Source organism: Ruegeria sp. BG10 (genome assembly GCF_056538575.1).
Map to the genome: position 1 here is coordinate 762,436 of NZ_JBQFTI010000001.1, position 19,294 is coordinate 781,729.

The window sequence follows — 19,294 nt, forward strand, 5'->3', positions numbered from 1 at the left end:
TGATTTTTGTTCACGAATTGTTCACATTCCGGCCATGACATTGGATTTGCAGCCCGGTCAAAAGCTTGCGCGCGGCGTGTCGCGCCATTTGTTGACGCATGGCTTTGTATCTGTTGAAGAATTCGTGCCGGCGCGCGGTCTGCGCGTCGATGTCATGGGGCTGGGCCCAAAGGGCGAGTTGTGGGTGATCGAATGCAAATCCAGCAGGGCGGATTATCAGTCCGATTCCAAATGGCACGGCTATCTGGAATGGTGCGACAGGTTTTTCTGGGCCGTCGATACGGATTTTCCGACGGACCTGCTGCCCGATGAAACCGGCCTGATCATTGCAGATGCCTATGACGCCGAGATTGTGCGCATGGCTCCCGAGGACAAGATCGCCCCGGCGCGGCGCAAGAAAATGATCCAGAAGTTTGCTACCGATGCAGCCCGCAGGCTTCAGTCCCTGCGCGATCCGAGGATCTGAACAGTCAGGGCGTGACCGCGCGGGCGGCCTGAGCAGCAGCGCGAATTTCATCCGCGATTTCCTCGGCCTCTTCGGGGTCGAAATCCATTGGGATTTCGATGTTGTCTGCCTCGATGAATAGCCGCACCATGCCGTGATCAGTGGGCCCGATCTGCAGGTTTGCCTGAATGTCGCGTTCGGTATTGATGCCCATGTTCGCCTCCGGGACTGAGCGTTCGTGCTAACGCGCAAAGGGTTGAGAATCAAGCTGCCTTTGCGGTCAGATACGGTATGGATGACGTATTGATCAGGCCCTTTCACGCGACCGACGCGCCTTGGCTGGTTGAACAGCACGGCAGGCTTTATGAGCGCGACGAGGGGTTTGATGCCACCTTTGCGCCCCTTGTCGCGCGTATTCTTGATGACTTCGTGGCATCGCATGAACCGGCACGCGAAAGGGGGTGGATCGCCGAACGGGCCGGCCAAAGGCAGGGCAGCATCTTCTGTGTTTCGCTGGACGATGAAACAGCAAAGCTGCGCCTGTTTCTGCTGATGCCCGAGGTCCGTGGACAGGGTCTGGGCAGACGTATGCTGGATACCTGCATGGGGTTCGCGCGCAGTGCCGGGTATCGGCAAATGAAGCTGTGGACCCACGAAAGTCACAGGGCGGCGTGCGCGCTGTACAAAGCCAATGGATGGCATCTGACGGGCAGCAAGGACGTCCATTCCTTTGGCGTTGATCTTGTCGAACAAAGCTGGGAAATTCGGCTTTAATCCTCTTGCATTCCCCGGGCGCGTTCGGTAAATCGCCCCTCACGAGTGCCGCCTTAGCTCAGTTGGTTAGAGCGCTGGATTGTGGATCCAGAGGTCCCCTGTTCAAGCCAGGGAGGCGGTACCATCTCTCCAAATTCAAGCCGATGTCAAAGCCGTATCCGCGGGCAAATATTCTTGTGTCCGAAACTGAAAACGGGCCTGCATTGGCAAGCCCGTTTGGTCATGGATCGAATTGCTCAGCGCGCCAGATTCAGGCGGAAGCGCATCTTGGACCTTTGTGCGGTCGGCAGATGCCGGTTGAGCCGCTTGTTTACAGTGCCGAACCCCCAGACGATCACCAGCGTCAGCATGATGAAGTAGAAGGCCAGAATCGGATAGGGAACGAACGGGTTGAACGTTTTGTCCGCAAAGTAACTGGCGTAATACAGCGCGTCGCCGCGTTGCTGCCAGGCCGGGAAGGCAGAGAAGAACACCAGCGTGGTGGCCTGGAACAGAAAGATCGCCTCATTCGTGTAGGCGGGCCAGGCCAGCCGCAGCATGGTGGGCCAGATGACGCGGCGGAACCGGGACCAGCCGGACATGCCATAGGCGTCCGCGGCCTCGATATCGCCCTTGGGAATCGACCGCAGAGCGCCATAGAAGATTTCCCCGGAATAGGCGGCCGTGTTCAGAAACAGAACGATCAGGGCGCCCAGCCAGGCCGATGTGAAGGCATCGAACATCGGATAGGTCTTCTTGAGCGACAGGAAGAGGAAATAGGCAAAGAAGAACTGGATGAACAGCGGCGAGCCGCGGAAGATAAAGATGAACCACTCAGCCGGTTTGCGCAGCCATTTGTTGGGGGATGCCTTGCCGACGGCAAGCGCGGTGGCCAGAAAGAAGCCAACCGTCATCGCCATGATCCCGAAATAGACGTTCCAGATCATGCCCGACCCGATCAGGGTGAACTGTTCGCACAGGGTAAAATCGGTCTTCGGCAACAGCCGTTCCCCGAAACCGATCGAGCGGAGGCCATAGTCCTGAATGGTTTGCAAGCAGCTCATGCCGTGGTCTCCTTGCGCAATAGTTCTCCGCCTGCGGTGGCCTGGCCATGGGACAGGCGGCGCATCAGCCTCTCAAGCCCGATTTCCGACACGCGCGTCATGCCAAGGTAAAAGGCCAGCAGGAACAGGAAATACCACATACGCCAGTCGCCATGCGGGTAGGCGGTGAACTTGGAGGTCTTGGTGCCGCCCAGTTCGCGCGCCCAATAGACGATATCCTCGACTCCCAGCAGGAACAGAAGCGGCGTGGCCTTGATAAGCACCATCCACAGGTTCGACAGGCCGGGCAGGGCATAGACCCACATCTGAGGCACCAGAACGCGCCAGAATGTCTGGCGGCGGGTCATGCCATAAGCCTCGGCCGTTTCCAGTTGGGCGTGCGGGACAGCGCGCATTCCGCCGAACAGGACGTTTGCGGCAAAAGCACCGAAAACGATGGAAAAGGTGATGACGGCAAGAAAGAAACCATAGGTCTCGTGCACCCATTCGGGCGCGGTGCCCAGCGGCAGCTTGGCGGCCTGACAGACCAGAAAATCGTTGCCCTGTCGGATCGGATCGGTCCAGTCGGGGCACAGAACCTTATGGCGCGTCCATTCGAACGCCTGATCCAGCGCGATCACGAAGAACAGGAAGAATGCGATGTCCGGGACGCCGCGCACGATGGCAATATAGGCTTTGCCAAGCCAGCTGAGCGGCGGGAAATGCGAGCGGGCCGCCATGGCCCCGGCAAATCCGAAACTCAGCGCGACCGGCGCGGTAATGGCCAGCAGCGCCAGAACCTTCACGAAGGACAGATAGAACGACCAATGCACTCCGTTGGTCAGATAGCAGGAAAACCAGCGGAACGTACCGAGCGTGTCAGGGTCAGCGCAATAGGAAAACATCGGGCGTCTTTCGAACGTCAGGCCCGGCGCCTGGCCGGGGTGGTCCGGCGCACAAAGCGCGCCGAACCTTTTGGGTGGTATTAGTTGGTGATGACCGACCCGTCAGTGCCGTAGGTGGCGATGCCTTCACCGAACCACTTGACCAGCATCTCGTTCAGGGTGCCATCAGCCTTCATCGAGGTGATCGCCTCGTCGAATTTGCCGCGCAGTTCACCGTCGCTTTCACGCAGGCCCATGCCAACGCCACCGCCCAGCGGAACCGGGTCGCCGATAAAGACCAGCTCGCCACCGGATTCCTCGACCAGCGGGACCAGATAGTCACGGTCGGCCAGAACCGCATCGGCTTCGCCGTTGCGGACGGCTGCGATGGTTTCTTCCGGGGTTGCGAACTCGACCAAAGTTGCGCCGGATTCGGCCACGTGGCCGGCCTGAATGGTTGCAGTCTGCGCCGCGACGACGCCGCCGGTCACATCAGCCGCGTCCGAGGTCGCGACATAGGCCGAGGCCGTCGGCGGGTAATAGTCCTGGGTAAAGTCGATAACCTCGTCACGCTCGTCGGTGATCGACATGCCGGCGATGATAGTGTCGTAGTTGCCGGACACCAGGTTCGGGATAATCGAATCCCAGTCGTTTTTGACCCATTCGCATTCCAGACCGGCGCGTTTGCACAGCTCGTCTCCGACCTCACGCTCGAACCCGTCGATCTCGCCGGAATCGTTGATGAAGTTATACGGAGGGTAGGCGCCCTCGGTGCCCATGCGAACGGTGTCCGCCATGGCCATGCCGGCGGTCAGCGCCAGTGCTGCAGTGGTCAGAATCAGGTTTTTCATTGGTTACTCCCCAGTTTGGTTCTGTCCTGAATTTATGCCGCCTTGGTGGCGGAGAGAAAGCCCTGAAGTCGTGTTGATTCAGGGGTCGTGAAGATATCTTCGGGCAGGCCTTCTTCTTCGATGAGGCCCTGATGCAGAAAAACGACATGGCTGGAAATATCGGCGGCCATTTTCATGTCATGGGTCACGATGATCATGGTGCGCCCTTCGGCGGCCAGATCCTTGATCACCCTGATCACTTCCTGTTCCAGTTCCGGGTCCAGTGCCGAGGTGGGTTCGTCGAACAGCAGCGCCTCGGGCTCCATGCACAGGCCGCGCGCGATGGCGGCGCGCTGCTGCTGGCCACCGGACAGTTGTGCCGGGTAGACATCGCATTTGTCGCCAATGCCGACCTTTTCCAGATACTTGCGGGCGCTGTCCTCAACCTCTTCCCTGTCGCGGCCCAGTACGGTCACCGGCGCCTCCATCACATTCTGCAGGATGGTCATGTGGGCCCAAAGGTTGAATTGCTGAAACACCATCGACAGGTTCGTGCGGATGCGCAGCACCTGTTTGGGATCTGCCGGGCGGCGGTGATGGCCATTGCCCGACCAGCGTACCGGCTCGCCCTTGAACAGAATCTCACCTTCCTGGCTGTCTTCCAGCAGGTTGCAACACCGCAGCAGGGTGGACTTGCCCGAGCCGGAAGATCCGATCAATGACACCACGTCCCCGCGTTTGGCGGTAATATCCACCCCTTTCAGCACTTCCAGATTGCCGAAACTTTTATGGAGGTTCTTGATCTCGATAACGGGAGTGGAATCTGTCACGGGTGGTCCAGGTGTTATTGGTGTTGGTGCGGTACTAGGGCTTAAAAATCTGAGCAATGCAATGCGCAATTGACGCGTTCGGGCCCCGAAACCGTCAAATTGACCAGACGTTCTGGTCAATTTGATCAGGGATTGGCCAAATTTGCCTCAGTTTGGGGTGGGTTGGGGACTGCTAGATATTCGGTTGTCGGAATGTCGATCAGGTCGCGAATATGCAACAGGTCCCGATCCTTGCGCGACAGGTCCGCAATCGCCGCGCGAACGGCCCTGGCTATGGCCCGCGCATCCTGCCCGATTGCCGTAATGAAGGGCAGGGCAGGTGTGGGAGCCGTGGCGTCAACTTCGCGCAAAACGGTGCCCAGATCGGTATGCTCCTTCAGGATTTCCCAGCTCAACGCATCCAGCGAGGCAAAGTCGGCCCGCCGGTCGGCAACCGCTTGCGCCGACAGGGCATGACCGCCGGTTTGCAGCAATGCGCCGGGGCGCAGGCCGCGCCGGTTCAGGTGTACGATCGGAGCCGCCCATCCGGATTGCGACAGGGCCTCGTTATAGGCGAACGTTTCGGCCGCCAGTTGCGACAGGTCGCGCGCGTCGTCCTTATGGGCAACAATGACCGAGCGATAATGGCCCGGTGGGCATCCGGGTAGCCCGTGATCCGGCGTGCCGACCAGTTGTACCTTCCCATGCAGACGCGTCCGGTAAGGCATGCCACAGGTCTGGGCAAAGACAAGCTCTGGGCTCAACCAGACGTCCCAAAGGTCGGCGTCGCGGGTCAGCTGATCGGGACCATGGCCCAGATGTCCGCGAACCAAGTCCCAGAACCGATCATTGGCAGGCCGAAGCGCGGGCATGTCGTACATGCCCAGCATCGCGATCACGATTTGGCAGCCTTTTGGCGGGCCAGCGCGGAATCCACATCGCTGACGCCCAGAAGGCTGACCACAAGCCTGAGCAGCGAATCCTCTTCACCCGTGCGATGGCCATCGGCAAGCGCCACCGACCACAGCGCCTGCACCACGGCAAGGCGGTCTTCATAGGCCACGGCCTCTTTGATGGCACGGGTAAAACGAACGGTATCCGGCGCTTCGGCCTCCAGGTCTTCGGCCCGGGCGCGCAGGGCGGCGGCTTCGAAGGGCGACAGGCCGAACCGCTCGGCCGATATCCGGTCGATTCGGGCCATCTCGCTATCGGCATAGTCGTTATCAGACCGCGCAATGCGCACCAGCAGGGCGGTCAAGGCCAGACGGGCATCTTCATCGACAAGCGGATCGGGTTTGGGTTGTGTAAGCCGGGACAGGAAATCGCTGAACATGGTGTCAGATATAGATGGCGTCTAACGCTCTTCCAAGCGCCTTTGCACGCGCGCACGCGCGGCCTGACTGTCATTGAAGCTTAGCCCCATGGCGGCACGCGCCTCTTCCACGATCTTGATTTCACCTTCATCCGAGTTGCCGTCGGCCAGAACAACCTCCCAGAGGGCGTCCAGGGCGGCCAATCGTTCGTGCAGGTCGGTGGTTTCGCGGATCAGCTTGCCGAACGTGTCGGTTTCAGGGGCGGCGGCGTGCAGCTTTTCGCAGGTGGCGCGAACCTTGGCGGCCTCGATCGCGTTATGCTGGTAGAGCCGCGCGAGGATGCGGTCGATCAGGCTAATTTCTTCGATCTTGTAGTCGCGATCCGCCTGAGCCACCCGCACCATCAAGGCACCCAGCGCCAGCTCGGCGTCCGGGTCGGGCAGATTGTCGTGCTGCGGCGGGCGGAAAGCCTGAAAAAACTTCTTCAACATGGGCTGAGGTTATTCCAAATTTTGTGGCCCGCCAAGCGTGGACTATCGGTTGCAAGCGCAATGATCACAAGCCCGCCGGTCAAGGCGAGAACCTGCTGAAATACAACCCTTTTTGATGCATGATCAACTGGGTTGAAGCGCCTGTTTCGCCTGTTCCTGCAACCACCCCAGCATCTGCCGATAGGGGACGGGCCCATAGCTGATCCGTGCGACGCCAAGTGACGCCAGCGTTGCGGTGTCCGGCGTGCCGGGCAGGGCGATGATATTGACCGGCAAGTCGGTCGATTCGCACAGCCGCGCGATCATGCCCTCGTCCTTCAGGCCGGGAGCAAAGAACCCGCTGGCCCCGGCGTCGGCATAAGCCCTGGCGCGCGCGACGGCGTCATCCAGCATCGCCTCATCATGAGTTTCGGGCTTGGCTTTCAGGAAGATGTCGGTGCGGGCATTGATGAAGGCCGGAACCCCCGCAGCATCACATCCTTCCCGCATGGCGGCAACGCGTGCTGCCTGTGTTTCAGTGTCATAAAGATCACTTGTGCCAACGACTTGATCTTCGAAATTAAAGCCGACAACCCCGGTTTCAAGCGCAAGCTGCACGTTGGTGGCAATTCCCAGAACGTCCGCGGCATAGGCCCCTTCGAAGTCCAGCGAAACCGGAATATCGACCGCCGAGACGATCCGCCGGGCATTGTCCAGGGCCGCGTCCAGGGGGATGTTCTGGCCGTCCGAATACCCCTGCGCCATCGCAACCGGGGCGCTGCCGGTGGCAATGGCTTGCGCGCCAGCGTCGCGTACAGCGCCTGCGCTGCCCGGATCCCAGATGTTGTACAGAATTACCGGCGCACCCTTCTTATGCAGGGCCGCAAAGGTTTCCGCTTTGGTGATCTGATTGGTCATGGCCGGTCTCCTGTCGCTGGTTTGCCGACAGTTAACCGTGTAAACGACCGGTGCGTACAGGTTTTTTCGCACCGGTCGTCACAAAGCAGTGACCGTCGGGTGTCAGACCAGACGCGAGCTGTCTTTCGCGGCGCGCACAAAGTCGCGGAACAGGGGGTGCGGGTCAAATGGCTTGGACTTGAGTTCCGGGTGATATTGCACACCGATGAACCACGGGTGATCCGACCATTCGACGATTTCCGGCAACCGGCCATCCGGGGACATGCCCGAGAAGTTCAGGCCCGCTTTTTCCAGCTTTTCCCGGTATTTGATGTCGACCTCGTACCGGTGACGGTGGCGTTCTTCGATATTGGTGCCGCCGTATACTTCGGCCACCTTCGATCCTTCGGCCAGAACGGCGTTATAGGCTCCCAGACGCATGGTGCCGCCCTTGTCGTCGCCGACCTTGCGTTCAACCTTGTGGTTGCCCTGCACCCATTCCTTCAGGTGATAGACAACCGGTTCGAAACGCCTTTTCCCGGCTTCGTGGTCGAATTCCTCGGACCCTGCTTCGGCGATGCCGGCGGCGTTTCGGGCCGCCTCGATCACCGCCATCTGCATGCCCAGACAGATACCCAGATAGGGAACCTTGTGTTCACGCGCGTATTGCGCCGCCTTGATCTTGCCCTCTGTGCCGCGCTCTCCGAACCCGCCGGGCACGAGGATGGCGTGGAAGCCCTCCAGATGTGGTGCGGCGTCTTCTGTGTCGAAAACCTCGGCGTCGACCCATTCGACTTTGACCTTTACGCGGTTGGCCATGCCGCCATGGGTCAGCGCCTCGGCGATGGATTTATATGCGTCTTCAAGTTGAGTGTACTTGCCGACGATTGCGACCTTCACTTCGCCCTCGGCGTTGTGGATGCGGTCGCTGACGTCTTCCCATTTTGTCAGATCTGGCTTGGGCGCCGGGCTGATCTGGAACGCGTCCAGAACCGCCTGATCCAGACCTTCGCGGTGATAGGCCAGCGGGGCGTCGTAAATCGTCGAAAGATCCTGCGCCGCAATAACGCTGTCTGGGCGGACGTTGCAGAACAGGGCCAGCTTCTCGCGCTCCTTGGTCGGGATTGGCCCCTCGGACCGGCAAACCAGAATGTCGGGGGCAAGGCCGATCGAGCGCAGTTCTTTGACCGAGTGCTGGGTCGGCTTGGTTTTCAACTCGCCGGAGGCTTTGATGTAGGGCAGCAGCGTCAGGTGCATGAACATACACTGACCGCGTGGCTTGTCCTGGCTGAACTGACGGATGGCTTCAAAGAAGGGCAGGCCCTCGATATCGCCGACGGTGCCGCCGATCTCACAAAGCATGAAATCAACCTCATCCTCGCCAATGGCGATGAAATCCTTGATCTCGTTGGTGACGTGCGGGATCACCTGAATGGTCTTGCCGAGGTAATCGCCGCGGCGTTCCTTCTCCAGCACGTTGGAATAAATCCGCCCGGAACTGACCGAGTCTGTCTTACGCGCAGCTACGCCGGTGAAGCGTTCATAGTGGCCAAGGTCCAGGTCGGTCTCAGCCCCGTCATCGGTGACGAAAACTTCGCCATGCTCAAACGGCGACATCGTACCCGGATCGACGTTCAGATAGGGGTCAAGCTTGCGCAGGCGGACCGAATATCCCCGGGCCTGCAACAGCGCGCCCAGAGCCGCCGAAGCCAGTCCTTTGCCCAAGGACGAAACCACACCACCAGTGATGAAAATAAAACGCGCCATGTTTTTCGGCTGCTCCCGTGAGACGTCATAATAAGCTGCCCGGCGGCTTCGAAAAACCGCTGCATCACGGGACTTCACGTATAAAGGATTCGCGCCAATAGCGCAAGAGAACCGCAAGATGCTGTTGCAGCTCTCTTTCAGATTTCTAGGTTTTGTGGATCAGTTGGCCTGCGGGATCAGCGGCGCGTTGTCGCCCTGTGCCGGAGGCAGCAGATCATCCGCCGACGGAACCGCCGGTGTGCTTTCCTCAACCGGTGCCGGGGCCGGAACGCCGAGACGGTCAATAACCGAACTGCCCGAAGATTTCTGCGCCGCCAGAATCGTCAGCGTGATCGAAGTCACGATAAAGCACGCAGCCAGAATCCAGGTGACTTTACCCAGCGCGGTCGCTGCCGCGCGGCCTGTCATGGCACCGCCGCCACCGCCACCCATGCCAAGGCCACCGCCTTCGGACCGCTGCATCAGAACAACGGCGATCAGGCCCAAAGCCAAAAGAAGGTGGATGATGAGAACGACGTTTTCCATGGTGGTCCTGTACAGCGTGGCGTGTATCGCGTGGTACTTATGCAAGTTTGTCGCCGGGGGCAAGGGAGGAGTTGGCATCACAGATGGTGATGTGGCGGATCACGGCAAAGGGACTGGACAGGCGGGCAGATGGTAACGCAGGCTGCGGCGCATGCCCCATGACGATCACGACCACCCGCACGCCCATTTGCCGCCTGAACCCGCGCTCCGGGTCAAGGCGCTTGAAACGATTCTGACGCGCAAAGGGCTGATCGACCCGGCCGCGCTGGATGAGATTATCGACACGTACCAGAACAGGATCGGCCCCAAAAACGGCGCCAGAGTTGTAGCCAAGGCCTGGCGCGATCCCGAGTTCAAACAGGCTCTGCTGACGGATGCAACGGCGGTGGTTTCCGATCTCGGCTTCTACGGCCGGCAAGGGGAACACATCGTCGCTGTCGAGAATACGCCCCAACAGCACAATATGGTCGTGTGCACGTTGTGCAGTTGCTATCCGTGGCCTCTGCTGGGGATTCCTCCGGGCTGGTATAAATCCGACGCCTATCGCGCCCGCGCGGTGCGCGAGCCGCGCAGGGTTCTGGCCGAGTTCGGGGTTGTACTGCCCGCCGACACCGCCGTGCGCGTGTGGGATTCGACAGCGGAAATTCGCTATCTGGTTGTGCCGATGCGCCCGGAGGGCAGTGAAGGTCTGGCCGAGGATGACCTTGCCGCACTGGTCACCCGCGACAGCATGATCGGAACCGGATTGCCCGGGATGCCCGCATGACCCGCGTGCACGATATGGGCGGGCGGTTTGGTGACGGGCCGGTGATCCCGGACGCGGAAGACAGCCCGGTGTTTGCCGAAGACTGGCAGGGGCGGGCATTGGCAGTGACGCTGGCGGCCGGGTTTTTGGGGCAATGGAACATAGACATGTCGCGCCACGCGCGCGAGGAATTGTCGCCGAAAGACTACGCGCGGTTCTCCTACTATGAAAAGTGGATTTCCGGTCTGGCCGATCTTCTGGTGAGCAAAGGTGTTCTGACAATTGAAGACCTGTCAGGACAGGGCACGGATGAAGCGCACCCGCTGGCATCACGGGCGTTGAAGGCGGAAAAAGTGTCCGCAGCGCTGGCCAGGGGCGGGCCTGCGGACCGGCCCTCGGATATTTCGGCTGAATATGAGGTGGGCCAATCGGTTCGCACAGTGCGCCCGGTCGCCAACCGCCTTGTGACTGGCGGTCATACACGGCTTCCTGTCTACGCCGCTGGTGCAAAAGGGCGCATCCTGCGGCTGCACGGTACACATGTTCTGCCCGATTCCAGCGCACATGGCCTTGGTGAGGCGCCCGAACCCTTATACGCGGTTGTTTTTCCGGCCGCTGAACTTTGGGCTGATCCCGAGCATCTTGCTGATGAGGTGGTTCTGGATCTTTGGCAAAGCTACCTGGAGCCCGCATGACCGCCGGTTCCGCTCATACACCCCATGAACCGGTATTTGCCGAGCCCTGGCACGCGCAGGTTTTCGCCGTCACGGTTGCATTGAACGAAGCAAGTCGGTTCGGGTGGCCGGACTGGACCGAACGGTTTTCCCGAACCCTCAAACGTCGCGGGCTGGCGCGAGCATTGGATGGGGGCGACGACTATTTCCTGGCCTGGCTGGAAACACTCGAAGCGCTGCTGACCGAACAGGGCGAAGCGACACAGGAAGACATGGTCAGTCTCAGAAACGCGTGGGAGCGGTCATACCTGTCAACTCCGCATGGCCAACCGGTTCGCCTGACGCCACCCTAGTACGGGGGCGCTGCCCCCGCCGCCCGTTCCGGGCGACTCCCCCGAGGTATTTTTGGCCAGATGAAACAGGGGATCCGTGCTTCATCTGGCTGCAAATACCTCCGCCGGAGGCATCGCGCGGCAGCGCGATTTCAGGATGCGGCGAAATATCGGTTTCCCTGTCGTCTGAGCCTCGTTATACGAGCCGGGTTTGATAACTCAGCGCAAAAGGACCGGATATGGCCAATGTGGTTGTTGTCGGCGCCCAATGGGGTGACGAAGGAAAAGGCAAGATCGTCGACTGGCTCAGCGAGCGGGCAGATGTGATCGCGCGTTTTCAGGGCGGGCATAACGCGGGCCACACTTTGGTTATCGACGGCGAAGTCTATAAACTGCACGCATTGCCATCGGGTGTCGTGCGCGGCGGTAAGCTGAGTGTCATTGGCAATGGCGTTGTTCTGGATCCGTGGCACCTGATAAAGGAAATTGGCACCATTCAGGCGCAAGGCGTGGAAATATCGCCCGAGACGCTGATGATTGCGGAAAACACACCCTTGATCCTGCCGATCCATGGCGAGCTGGATCGTGCGCGCGAAGAGGCTGCAAGCAAGGGCACAAAGATCGGCACCACCGGGCGGGGCATTGGTCCGGCCTACGAAGACAAGGTCGGCCGCCGTTCCGTACGCGTGGCGGATCTGGCGGACGCTGCGACCCTTGAGGCCCGCGTGGATCGCGCGCTGCAACACCACGACCCTCTGCGCAAGGGACTGGGGATTGAACCCGTAGATCGGGACGCGCTGATTGCACAGTTGAAAGAGATCGCTCCGCAAATCCTGCCGTTTGCGGCCCCAGTTTGGAAAGTCCTGAACGAAAAGCGCAAGGCCGGTAAGCGTATATTGTTCGAAGGCGCGCAAGGCGCGCTGCTGGATATTGATTTCGGCACTTATCCGTTTGTAACCTCGTCCAATGTCATCGCCGGTCAGGCAGCCACGGGTGTTGGCATTGGTCCGGGTTCGATCGACTTCGTTCTGGGGATTGTCAAAGCCTACACGACCCGCGTGGGTGAGGGGCCGTTCCCGACCGAGCTCGACGACGCCGACGGACAGCGCCTTGGCGACCGCGGCCATGAATTCGGAACTACCACTGGTCGCAAGCGCCGCTGTGGCTGGTTCGATGCCTGCCTTGTGCGCCAGACCTGCGCGACCAGCGGTGTGAACGGTATCTCGTTGACAAAGCTGGACGTTCTGGATGGGTTCGAGACGCTGAAAATCTGCGTCGGGTATGAACTGGACAGTGAACGCCTGGACTACCTGCCCACTGCCGCCGACCAACAGGCGCGCTGCAAGCCCATCTACGAGGAAATGCCAGGGTGGAGCGAATCTACCGAGGGCGCGCGCAGCTGGGCGGATTTGCCTGCAAATGCCATCAAATATGTACGCCGGGTCGAGGAACTGATCGAGTGTCCGGTTGCCCTTTTGTCCACCAGCCCGGAGCGGGACGACACCATTCTGGTGACCGACCCGTTTGCTGACTGATGGGTGACAACGGGAAATCCAGCCTCAGCTACAAAGCGCGTCGTCGTTGGTCGATGGTGCTGTTGCTGATTGGGCTACCGGTTTACATCGTTGCGGTGGTGACGGTTGTCAATTGGCTCGACCGCCCACCCATCTGGCTGGAACTGCTTGTCTATATCGGTCTGGGCGTTCTGTGGGCGTTGCCGTTCAAATTCGTTTTCAAGGGCGTCGGCAAGGAAGATCCGGACCAACCGCCGGAATAGACGTGCTTTGGCAGAGCGCTTTACGCAAACTCCGTTCTTTTGCAGTTGTACCGGCTCTTTGTGGCAGGCTTTCAGCCTGCCCGCCGGTCTGGCGCAGGCCAGGTCAGGATTGCCCGGGCGATGGCATGGTATTCACCTGATATCTCTTCGGCCATACTGAACGGCGTCGGCCAGGGCGTGGTCAGCGTCACCTGAACCTGTCCAGTAATCAGGTTCAGCTCGGCCTGATGTTTCGAGGCCAGGCGTCGCATCTTTTGATTGGTGGCCAGGCACAGCATATGCACCTCGCGTATCCCCCGGTTTCGCGCGGCGACGATGATCCGGGACAGCAGGGCATCGCCAATGCCCCGGTCCTGCCACGCCTTTTCAACGGTGAAGGCCGCCTCGGCCACGTGGTTGTGGGTGTCTGGTTGGACGTGCAACTCACCAACTCCCCGCAGGTGCGAGTCGGGGAATGCCCCAAACACCAAAGCGGCGCGATCGAACAGGCACGACAGGTACGTGTTAACGAACGCGGCATTAACCGGAGCGCCAAAGCGCGATGTCAGCGCGTCGCGATCAAGATTTTTGAAATGGCTTGCGACCTTGGGTTTGTCGTAAATTCTGAGGCGTCGGATTGGAAGTTCATACATGGCATTGCCCCTGTTGAACGGAACCGGCAGTGAAGTGGAATTACCGCAAGATGATATCATTTTTCTGCGGTGCAGCATAGAGCGGCCGCGACAGTGTGGGTAATGTGTGTTTGCAAAAGCTGGTGAAAAAGAAATGGGCCGAAGGTGACCTTCGGCCCAACTGGCTTGGTTTTATTCAGTTTTCAGCCTGCGGCGCGTTCGTCGTCGGGGCGAAATCCGATCTGAGTCGAGGCCGCGAAACGCCCACCGCCGGCTTTTTCGATTTTGCCGTCACGCAGCAACTGACCGAATGAGCGCAGGCTTTCCTCGCGGTTGAATTCGTCCTGCTTGAGAGAGCGGATTTTGTTCATCAACTGCGGGCGCGAGAATTGCTCCTGACCTTCGATGAAGGAAAGATAAGCCGCTGCCGCCTCCAGAAGGTCAGGCAACGATTGCGCCCCCTGTTCCTGAGCGAACAGGGCAAAGCCACCTTCTTCGGCTGCATCTTCTTCAGATTGCGTTTTCACACGGCGGGGCGTGACCGGCCCTGCGTCCTTGGCCTGGTTGTCGATACGCTGCTCGGCAACCAGTTTGAGCGGTGCCGACGCGTCCGATTCAGGGCGCATGCTGGTCACCTGAATTTCCGGGCGACGCGGGCTGACAACAGAGGACAGGTCGCTGCGATACCCCTGATCATCACTTGCCTGGTCTGCGGCACCGTCTTCGCCGCGCTCTGCTTCTGTCGCGGCAACAGCCGCACGCAGGTGCGAATATGTTTCCCGCTTGTCGCTGGCAATCGGGTCATCCAACTGTTCGCCCGCCTTGTCCATCAGGCGCGAAAGATCCTGATCCATGTCCGACTCATTGAGGGCCGGTTTGGCCGAACTGTCCGCTAGAATTAGCTCTACTTCCGAGATTTCCTTCAGCAGGTTGGCCTCGTCTTCCTCGGTCAGAACACCGGGCTGGGTATCCTCGGCAGAACGTTCGCCATCATGGCCAGCGTCGTCCGCGCCGGAATCGCTGAGGATATTGACCACCTCATCGCCTTCCGGTTCGAATTCGGTGGTTTCATCAAGGTCGGAAAACAGGACATCGGAGGAAACCGCATCCTCTTCTTCGGCATCGTCTAGTGCGGGCGCTTCTAGTTCGTCTTTAGCCTGCGCTTCGGTCTCTTCGACCAAATCGTCCTGCATGGGCTCAGCTTCAGCGTCACTTGCGTCGTCCCGAGTTTCTGCAGACACGTCCGATTGAGGTTCGGACGACAGATCGCCTTCGACAGGTTCATCCTGCGGGCCATTCAGATCCGACGGGTCAAGCGAGCCCGCCGCGAAGGCGGCGGCCACCGCGTCGGACGGGCCGGCCGTGCTTTTCATAAGGGCCGTCTCTTCATCCTCGGTGTAGATCACCGAGTTTTCTTCCGAGTGGGACACGACAGCCCGAATACGCTGCAATTTGGCCGCAATACTGTCGGCTGGATGGGAAGGGGAGTAATCCACCGGTTCAGCATCGGCAATGGCGGAGCGAGGGGGGTGCGAGGGGGATGGTGTGGTGTTGGGTGTGTCGATGATATTCAGGTCGGGTGCCTTGTTCGCGGGCTGCGAGGGAGCTGCGGCTTTCTCGGTCGCACGGATCAGCAGCCCGGTATCGCTCTGACTGGCTTCTACATTTCTGGATGCGTCGCGCTGGGCAATCCGGGTCAGCATTTCGGTGTCAGGCTGAGGCGGTTCCGATCCAAAGTAACGATCGTCCGCGGCAAGATCGCGAAAATACTCGGCAATAGCTTTCATTGTCTCGAAGGAATCGTCAAAACCTTCCAAAGTGCACGAGAAGGTTCCATAGGAAACGGTCAACACCTTGTTATTCTGTACCATCAGACGCACGTCCTCTACAAACTACGAGAGCCAACCGCCCGGGGCGGGCACACCCATTGGCTCGAAACTTTCTGCATGAACCTACCATTTTGTGGTCTGAATGTGTCCAAATCCGGGAAAAATGATCAATCTTAGAAAAAAAATGCGAATTGTAGTGTCGAAAGAGCCAATTGGGTTGATTGGCGGAGGTCAAATCGGTCCAGACGATCTGAATCTGGTGCTGATTCGCGTCAAAACCCTTGTTGCGGCGGATGGTGGCGCGGCGCCAGTGATGGAGGCCGGGCGGATTCCCGATGCCGTCATCGGCGATTTTGATTCGCTGGCGCGGGATGTCCGGGACCGGATTCCATCCGATCGGTTGTTTCCGATCCGCGAACAAGACAGCACCGATTTCGACAAGGCGCTGCGCAGTGTAGATGCGCCTCTGGTGCTGGGCGCGGGTTTTCTGGGCGGGCGGCTGGATCACCAGCTTGCCGTGCTAAACGTGCTGGTAAGACATCAGGAACAGCATTGCATTCTGTTGGGTGAGCACGAAGTTGTCTTCCATGCTCCCCCCCGGATTTCGCTGAGCCTTACGCCGGGTGATGTCGTGTCATTGTTTCCGTTTCAACAGGTAATCGGGCGCAGCCGGGGGCTGGAATGGCCCATCGACGATCTGGTTCTGGAGCCCGAGGGGCAGGTGGGAACATCGAACCGGGCGCTGTCCGGGATCGAGTTGCAGATGGACGGGCCCGGCTTGTTGGTGATGGTGCCGCGCAATGCGCTGGACCAGGTCATGCAGGCGTTTGGGTCGGGGCAGACCGGGCGCTGGCCCGCTCGCGCAGAATGACATACAGACCGGCGGCCACCGTGATGGCGATGCCAAGCGCCGCGATCCCGTCCGGCAGGTCGTAAAAGATCAGCCAACCGAACAAGGTGGCGACAGGGATCTCAAGATACTGCATCGGCGCCAGAGTTGCCGAAGGCGCGTAACGCAGCGACCAGGTCATCAGCAGATGCGCGACTGTTCCCAGAATGCCGATTGCGATCAGCAGAACATGGCTGTTCCCGGTTGGTACGGTCAGTGACAGCTCCCAAACATCGCCAATGGTCCCGGCCAGAAGAACCGGCAGCAACAGGACGGTGGCCATAACACCGGATACGGCCTGCAACGCGATTGGGTCGGCTTCTTTGGCGATCTGCCGCGTCACCAACATGAACAATGCAAAGACAACCGCGACGACCAGAGGCAACAGCGCCGCGGCACCGACCTGTGCGAAACTGGGCTGAATCACCAGCAAAGTGCCGACGAAACCGACCACAGAGGCGCTCAGTCGACGCATGCCGACCTCTTCGCCCAGCACGTATTTTCCCAGAACCAGCATGATGAACGGCATCACGAAGGCAATCGCGATCGCATCAGCCAAAGGCAGGTACTGCAAAGCCGTGAACATTGCGGTGATGCCGATGATGTGCAGAACCGTTCGGATAACCGTTAGCCGAAGAACGCGTACGCTCATCCGCCAGTTCCGGCCGCTCAGCGCGACCAGCGAGACCAGGATGAGCGCCTGAACGGCAAACCGGACAAAGACCAACATGCCGACCGGCGTCGTCTCGCCCAACAGCTTGGCCATGGCATCACCCAGCGGGGCGAGCACGCAGAAACCAAGCATCAAGACGATGCCGAAGACGGGGCGATCCTGTGTCATGGCCGCGACGCTAAGGTTTTTGCCGCGCGGTGAAAAGCGATTACGGCAAAGGCTGGACCTTGGTGTAATCCGGTCCAACGCAACAGGGCAGGCCATCGTCGAGCCTGAGCCAGCTCAGCTTTTCCTCATGCGCCACATGCAGAGTGGGCCTTAACGCCTCGGGGTCCTCCAGCGTCGCCACATACAAGTGCAGCACACCCGACATGGCTTGCGACCGGAACGAGATCGGCGTGCCGCAGTCCGGACAAAAGCTGCGCTCAACGCCGGGTGAGGAGTTGAACGTCTTCGGCGGCTTGCCGGTCCAGCGCCAGTGCCCGTCGCGCACGCCGAAATAGGTTGTCATCGGTGCGGCGCATTGCCGTCTGCAACTGTCGCAGTGACAGGTCACACAGGACAGGACCGGAGGGTCGACCGCGTATCGGATTGCGCTGCACAGGCAATGTCCTTGCATATCGTCCTCATGGTCCCAGGCCCTGCGCAGCGGCATCAGCAGTTTGGTACGTTGACCGCCAGACCGCCCAGGGACGTTTCCTTGTATTTCTCGTGCATATCGTGCCCGGTCTGCCGCATGGTTTCGATCACCGCGTCAAGCGGCACGAAATGTTTTCCATCGCCGCGCAGGGCCAATGAAGCCGCGGATACCGCCTTGATCGCACCCAGCCCGTTGCGTTCGATGCAAGGCACCTGAACCAGTCCCGCCACCGGATCGCAGGTCATGCCCAGATGATGCTCCAGCGCGATCTCGGCCGCGTTTTCCACCTGCTCGGGCGTGCCGCCCATCACGGCGCACAGGCCAGCCGCGGCCATGGCGGACGCGCTGCCGACCTCGGCCTGGCAGCCTGCTTCCGCACCCGAGATCGACGCGTTGAACTTGACCAGACCGCCAATCGCGGCGGCCGTCAGCAGGAAATCTTCGATATGGGATTCCGACGCGCCGGGCACGTGGTCCAGATAATAGCGCAACACCGCCGGCAGCACGCCGGCTGCGCCGTTGGTGGGGGCCGTCACGACCTGACCTCCGGCTGCGTTTTCCTCGTTCACCGCCATGGCGTAAACGCTCATCCAGTCGTTGATTGTGTGCGGCGCGTTCAGGTTCATGCCCCGTTCAGCCATCAGCGCGTCATGGATGCCCTTGGCGCGGCGCCGCACGTTCAGACCACCCGGCAGAATGCCTTCGGATGTCAGGCCGCGTTCGATACAGTCGTTCATCACCTGCCACAGACGTGCAGAGCCTTTTGCGAAACTGTCGGCACAGCCCCGCGCGATCTCGTTGGCGCGTTTCATTTCGGCAATGCTTCTGCCGCTGGTCCTGGCCATCTCAAGCATTTCAACCGCCGATTTGAAGGGGAAGGGCACCGGGGCACCTTCGTCGGTGGCCTTGCCTTCCGCCAGTTCCTCTTCGGTCAGAACGAAACCGCCGCCGATCGAATAATAAACCTGTCTCAGGATTACGTCGCCCTGCGCGTCCGTTGCCATCAGGATCATACCGTTGGCGTGGCCGGGCAGATTGTGCTCGTAATCAAAAACCAGATCGGTCTTGGGATTGAACTGCAACTCCGGCAAACCGTCCGGGGTCACGGAATGCGTTTCGGCAATTGCCGCCAGGGCGGCCTCGGCCCTGTCATTGTTATAGGTATCCGGAACAAAGCCCGCCAGACCAAGAATGGTCGCGCGGTCCGTTGCATGGCCAACTCCGGTAAAGGCAAGCGACCCGTGCAATGATCCGCGCAGCCCCGCAAATTCGAACGGCGATGCGCGCATCAGGTCAAGAAACCGTGCCGCGGCCACCATCGGCCCCATTGTATGGGACGAGGACGGGCCAATGCCCACTTTGAACATATCGAAGACAGAAAGGAACAT

The 19,294-nt window shown here is 60.0% G+C and carries 24 protein-coding genes and 1 tRNA gene; 9 read left to right on the top strand and 16 right to left on the bottom strand.

Annotation, left to right across the window (positions count from 1 at the left end):
• Positions 1 to 34: 34 nt before the first annotated feature.
• Positions 35 to 466, top strand: coding sequence for an MmcB family DNA repair protein (locus tag ACR0D8_RS03730; RefSeq protein WP_480644687.1), 432 nt, complete (start codon positions 35 to 37; stop codon positions 464 to 466).
• A 4-nt stretch (positions 467 to 470) separates the two neighbouring features.
• On the opposite strand, the gene ACR0D8_RS03735 is transcribed toward ACR0D8_RS03730, so the two are convergent.
• Positions 471 to 659 carry a DUF6324 family protein gene (locus ACR0D8_RS03735; RefSeq protein ID WP_480644688.1) on the bottom strand — a complete coding sequence of 63 codons (189 nt, stop codon included), beginning with the start codon at positions 657 to 659 and terminating at the stop codon, positions 471 to 473.
• Between the two features lie 77 nt (positions 660 to 736).
• Here ACR0D8_RS03735 and ACR0D8_RS03740 point away from each other — a divergent pair, with 77 nt between their 5' ends.
• Entirely contained in the window at positions 737 to 1,219 is a 483-nt protein-coding gene (locus ACR0D8_RS03740) for an N-acetyltransferase family protein (RefSeq protein ID WP_480644690.1), read from the top strand.
• Between the two features lie 47 nt (positions 1,220 to 1,266).
• Positions 1,267 to 1,343, top strand: a tRNA-His gene (locus ACR0D8_RS03745).
• A gap of 112 nt (positions 1,344 to 1,455) precedes the next feature.
• Here the strand turns inward: ACR0D8_RS03745 and ACR0D8_RS03750 are convergent.
• The 10 genes from ACR0D8_RS03750 to secG all read right to left on the bottom strand — a co-directional run bounded on the left by ACR0D8_RS03750 (position 1,456) and on the right by secG (position 9,736).
• The gene (locus tag ACR0D8_RS03750) at positions 1,456 to 2,262 is read right to left on the bottom strand and encodes an ABC transporter permease (RefSeq protein WP_480644691.1); all 807 of its coding nucleotides are present in this window, start codon (positions 2,260 to 2,262) and stop codon (positions 1,456 to 1,458) included.
• Complete coding sequence (locus ACR0D8_RS03755; RefSeq protein ID WP_480644692.1) at positions 2,259 to 3,146, bottom strand: ABC transporter permease; 888 nt, start codon at positions 3,144 to 3,146, stop codon at positions 2,259 to 2,261. Before ACR0D8_RS03755 ends, ACR0D8_RS03750 begins: the two co-directional genes overlap by 4 nt.
• An 80-nt stretch (positions 3,147 to 3,226) precedes the next feature.
• On the bottom strand, positions 3,227 to 3,976 hold the full coding sequence (locus ACR0D8_RS03760) for a transporter substrate-binding domain-containing protein (RefSeq protein ID WP_475159576.1): 750 nt from the start codon (positions 3,974 to 3,976) through the stop codon (positions 3,227 to 3,229).
• A gap of 32 nt (positions 3,977 to 4,008) precedes the next feature.
• On the bottom strand, positions 4,009 to 4,785 hold the full coding sequence (locus tag ACR0D8_RS03765; RefSeq protein ID WP_480644693.1) for an ABC transporter ATP-binding protein: 777 nt from the start codon (positions 4,783 to 4,785) through the stop codon (positions 4,009 to 4,011).
• A gap of 125 nt (positions 4,786 to 4,910) precedes the next feature.
• Positions 4,911 to 5,663 carry a phosphate/phosphite/phosphonate ABC transporter substrate-binding protein gene (locus ACR0D8_RS03770; protein WP_480644694.1) on the bottom strand — a complete coding sequence of 251 codons (753 nt, stop codon included), beginning with the start codon at positions 5,661 to 5,663 and terminating at the stop codon, positions 4,911 to 4,913.
• Positions 5,660 to 6,097, bottom strand: a complete 438-nt coding sequence (locus ACR0D8_RS03775) for a tellurite resistance TerB family protein (RefSeq protein WP_480644695.1) — start codon at positions 6,095 to 6,097, stop codon at positions 5,660 to 5,662. Before ACR0D8_RS03775 ends, ACR0D8_RS03770 begins: the two co-directional genes overlap by 4 nt.
• 21 nt (positions 6,098 to 6,118) lie before the next feature.
• Complete coding sequence (locus ACR0D8_RS03780; RefSeq protein WP_475159587.1) at positions 6,119 to 6,568, bottom strand: tellurite resistance TerB family protein; 450 nt, start codon at positions 6,566 to 6,568, stop codon at positions 6,119 to 6,121.
• Positions 6,569 to 6,691: 123 nt separating this feature from the next.
• A complete protein-coding gene (locus ACR0D8_RS03785; RefSeq protein ID WP_480644696.1) occupies positions 6,692 to 7,465 on the bottom strand; it encodes an isocitrate lyase/PEP mutase family protein in 774 nt (257 codons plus the stop codon).
• Positions 7,466 to 7,567: 102 nt separating this feature from the next.
• Positions 7,568 to 9,211, bottom strand: a complete 1,644-nt coding sequence (locus ACR0D8_RS03790) for a CTP synthase (protein WP_475159594.1) — start codon at positions 9,209 to 9,211, stop codon at positions 7,568 to 7,570.
• Between the two features lie 159 nt (positions 9,212 to 9,370).
• The gene (secG, locus tag ACR0D8_RS03795; RefSeq protein WP_170353144.1) at positions 9,371 to 9,736 is read right to left on the bottom strand and encodes a preprotein translocase subunit SecG; all 366 of its coding nucleotides are present in this window, start codon (positions 9,734 to 9,736) and stop codon (positions 9,371 to 9,373) included.
• 151 nt (positions 9,737 to 9,887) lie between these two features.
• On the opposite strand from secG, the gene nthA reads away from it, so the two are divergent.
• The 5 genes from nthA to ACR0D8_RS03820 all read left to right on the top strand — a co-directional run bounded on the left by nthA (position 9,888) and on the right by ACR0D8_RS03820 (position 13,264).
• A complete protein-coding gene (nthA, locus tag ACR0D8_RS03800) occupies positions 9,888 to 10,502 on the top strand; it encodes a nitrile hydratase subunit alpha (protein WP_480644698.1) in 615 nt (204 codons plus the stop codon).
• Complete coding sequence (gene nthB, locus ACR0D8_RS03805) at positions 10,499 to 11,176, top strand: nitrile hydratase subunit beta (protein ID WP_480644700.1); 678 nt, start codon at positions 10,499 to 10,501, stop codon at positions 11,174 to 11,176. The genes nthA and nthB overlap by 4 nt, the downstream gene beginning before the upstream one ends.
• A complete protein-coding gene (locus ACR0D8_RS03810) occupies positions 11,173 to 11,508 on the top strand; it encodes a nitrile hydratase accessory protein (protein WP_480644701.1) in 336 nt (111 codons plus the stop codon). Before nthB ends, ACR0D8_RS03810 begins: the two co-directional genes overlap by 4 nt.
• A 218-nt stretch (positions 11,509 to 11,726) precedes the next feature.
• A complete protein-coding gene (locus tag ACR0D8_RS03815; RefSeq protein ID WP_480644703.1) occupies positions 11,727 to 13,022 on the top strand; it encodes an adenylosuccinate synthase in 1,296 nt (431 codons plus the stop codon).
• Positions 13,022 to 13,264 (top strand): DUF2842 domain-containing protein, encoded by a 243-nt coding sequence (locus ACR0D8_RS03820; RefSeq protein ID WP_480644705.1) that lies wholly within the window; start codon positions 13,022 to 13,024, stop codon positions 13,262 to 13,264. Before ACR0D8_RS03815 ends, ACR0D8_RS03820 begins: the two co-directional genes overlap by 1 nt.
• Before the next feature lie 71 nt (positions 13,265 to 13,335).
• Here the strand turns inward: ACR0D8_RS03820 and ACR0D8_RS03825 are convergent, their stop codons facing one another.
• Both ACR0D8_RS03825 and ACR0D8_RS03830 read right to left on the bottom strand, forming a co-directional pair.
• Complete coding sequence (locus ACR0D8_RS03825) at positions 13,336 to 13,896, bottom strand: GNAT family N-acetyltransferase (protein WP_480644707.1); 561 nt, start codon at positions 13,894 to 13,896, stop codon at positions 13,336 to 13,338.
• 182 nt (positions 13,897 to 14,078) lie between these two features.
• A complete protein-coding gene (locus ACR0D8_RS03830; protein ID WP_480644709.1) occupies positions 14,079 to 15,746 on the bottom strand; it encodes a prolipoprotein diacylglyceryl transferase in 1,668 nt (555 codons plus the stop codon).
• A gap of 142 nt (positions 15,747 to 15,888) precedes the next feature.
• Between ACR0D8_RS03830 and ACR0D8_RS03835 the strand changes: the two genes are divergently transcribed.
• Positions 15,889 to 16,575, top strand: coding sequence for a thiamine diphosphokinase (locus ACR0D8_RS03835; RefSeq protein WP_480644711.1), 687 nt, complete (start codon positions 15,889 to 15,891; stop codon positions 16,573 to 16,575).
• On the opposite strand, the gene ACR0D8_RS03840 is transcribed toward ACR0D8_RS03835, so the two are convergent.
• Genes ACR0D8_RS03840 through ACR0D8_RS03850 form a run of 3 tightly spaced genes read right to left on the bottom strand, consistent with a single transcriptional unit; the run spans position 16,520 to position 19,294 of the window.
• Entirely contained in the window at positions 16,520 to 17,434 is a 915-nt protein-coding gene (locus ACR0D8_RS03840) for a DMT family transporter (RefSeq protein ID WP_480644713.1), read from the bottom strand. The two genes, ACR0D8_RS03835 and ACR0D8_RS03840, sit on opposite strands and share 56 nt — an antisense overlap.
• A 40-nt stretch (positions 17,435 to 17,474) precedes the next feature.
• Positions 17,475 to 17,921 carry a GFA family protein gene (locus ACR0D8_RS03845; protein ID WP_480644714.1) on the bottom strand — a complete coding sequence of 149 codons (447 nt, stop codon included), beginning with the start codon at positions 17,919 to 17,921 and terminating at the stop codon, positions 17,475 to 17,477.
• Entirely contained in the window at positions 17,921 to 19,294 is a 1,374-nt protein-coding gene (locus ACR0D8_RS03850) for an L-serine ammonia-lyase (RefSeq protein WP_480644716.1), read from the bottom strand. Before ACR0D8_RS03850 ends, ACR0D8_RS03845 begins: the two co-directional genes overlap by 1 nt.

Coding starts and splice junctions, on each gene's coding strand:
- ACR0D8_RS03730 (WP_480644687.1), top strand. CDS start 35: ATGACATTGGATTTGCAGCCCGGTCAAAAGCTTGCGCGCGGCGTGTCG.
- ACR0D8_RS03735 (WP_480644688.1), bottom strand. CDS start 659: ATGGGCATCAATACCGAACGCGACATTCAGGCAAACCTGCAGATCGGG.
- ACR0D8_RS03740 (WP_480644690.1), top strand. CDS start 737: ATGGATGACGTATTGATCAGGCCCTTTCACGCGACCGACGCGCCTTGG.
- ACR0D8_RS03750 (WP_480644691.1), bottom strand. CDS start 2,262: ATGAGCTGCTTGCAAACCATTCAGGACTATGGCCTCCGCTCGATCGGT.
- ACR0D8_RS03755 (WP_480644692.1), bottom strand. CDS start 3,146: ATGTTTTCCTATTGCGCTGACCCTGACACGCTCGGTACGTTCCGCTGG.
- ACR0D8_RS03760 (WP_475159576.1), bottom strand. CDS start 3,976: ATGAAAAACCTGATTCTGACCACTGCAGCACTGGCGCTGACCGCCGGC.
- ACR0D8_RS03775 (WP_480644695.1), bottom strand. CDS start 6,097: ATGTTCAGCGATTTCCTGTCCCGGCTTACACAACCCAAACCCGATCCG.
- ACR0D8_RS03780 (WP_475159587.1), bottom strand. CDS start 6,568: ATGTTGAAGAAGTTTTTTCAGGCTTTCCGCCCGCCGCAGCACGACAAT.
- ACR0D8_RS03785 (WP_480644696.1), bottom strand. CDS start 7,465: ATGACCAATCAGATCACCAAAGCGGAAACCTTTGCGGCCCTGCATAAG.
- ACR0D8_RS03790 (WP_475159594.1), bottom strand. CDS start 9,211: ATGGCGCGTTTTATTTTCATCACTGGTGGTGTGGTTTCGTCCTTGGGC.
- secG (WP_170353144.1), bottom strand. CDS start 9,736: ATGGAAAACGTCGTTCTCATCATCCACCTTCTTTTGGCTTTGGGCCTG.
- nthA (WP_480644698.1), top strand. CDS start 9,888: ATGCCCCATGACGATCACGACCACCCGCACGCCCATTTGCCGCCTGAA.
- nthB (WP_480644700.1), top strand. CDS start 10,499: ATGACCCGCGTGCACGATATGGGCGGGCGGTTTGGTGACGGGCCGGTG.
- ACR0D8_RS03810 (WP_480644701.1), top strand. CDS start 11,173: ATGACCGCCGGTTCCGCTCATACACCCCATGAACCGGTATTTGCCGAG.
- ACR0D8_RS03815 (WP_480644703.1), top strand. CDS start 11,727: ATGGCCAATGTGGTTGTTGTCGGCGCCCAATGGGGTGACGAAGGAAAA.
- ACR0D8_RS03820 (WP_480644705.1), top strand. CDS start 13,022: ATGGGTGACAACGGGAAATCCAGCCTCAGCTACAAAGCGCGTCGTCGT.
- ACR0D8_RS03825 (WP_480644707.1), bottom strand. CDS start 13,896: ATGTATGAACTTCCAATCCGACGCCTCAGAATTTACGACAAACCCAAG.
- ACR0D8_RS03830 (WP_480644709.1), bottom strand. CDS start 15,746: ATGGTACAGAATAACAAGGTGTTGACCGTTTCCTATGGAACCTTCTCG.
- ACR0D8_RS03835 (WP_480644711.1), top strand. CDS start 15,889: ATGCGAATTGTAGTGTCGAAAGAGCCAATTGGGTTGATTGGCGGAGGT.
- ACR0D8_RS03840 (WP_480644713.1), bottom strand. CDS start 17,434: ATGACACAGGATCGCCCCGTCTTCGGCATCGTCTTGATGCTTGGTTTC.
- ACR0D8_RS03845 (WP_480644714.1), bottom strand. CDS start 17,921: ATGCCGCTGCGCAGGGCCTGGGACCATGAGGACGATATGCAAGGACAT.
- ACR0D8_RS03850 (WP_480644716.1), bottom strand. CDS start 19,294: ATGTTCCTTTCTGTCTTCGATATGTTCAAAGTGGGCATTGGCCCGTCC.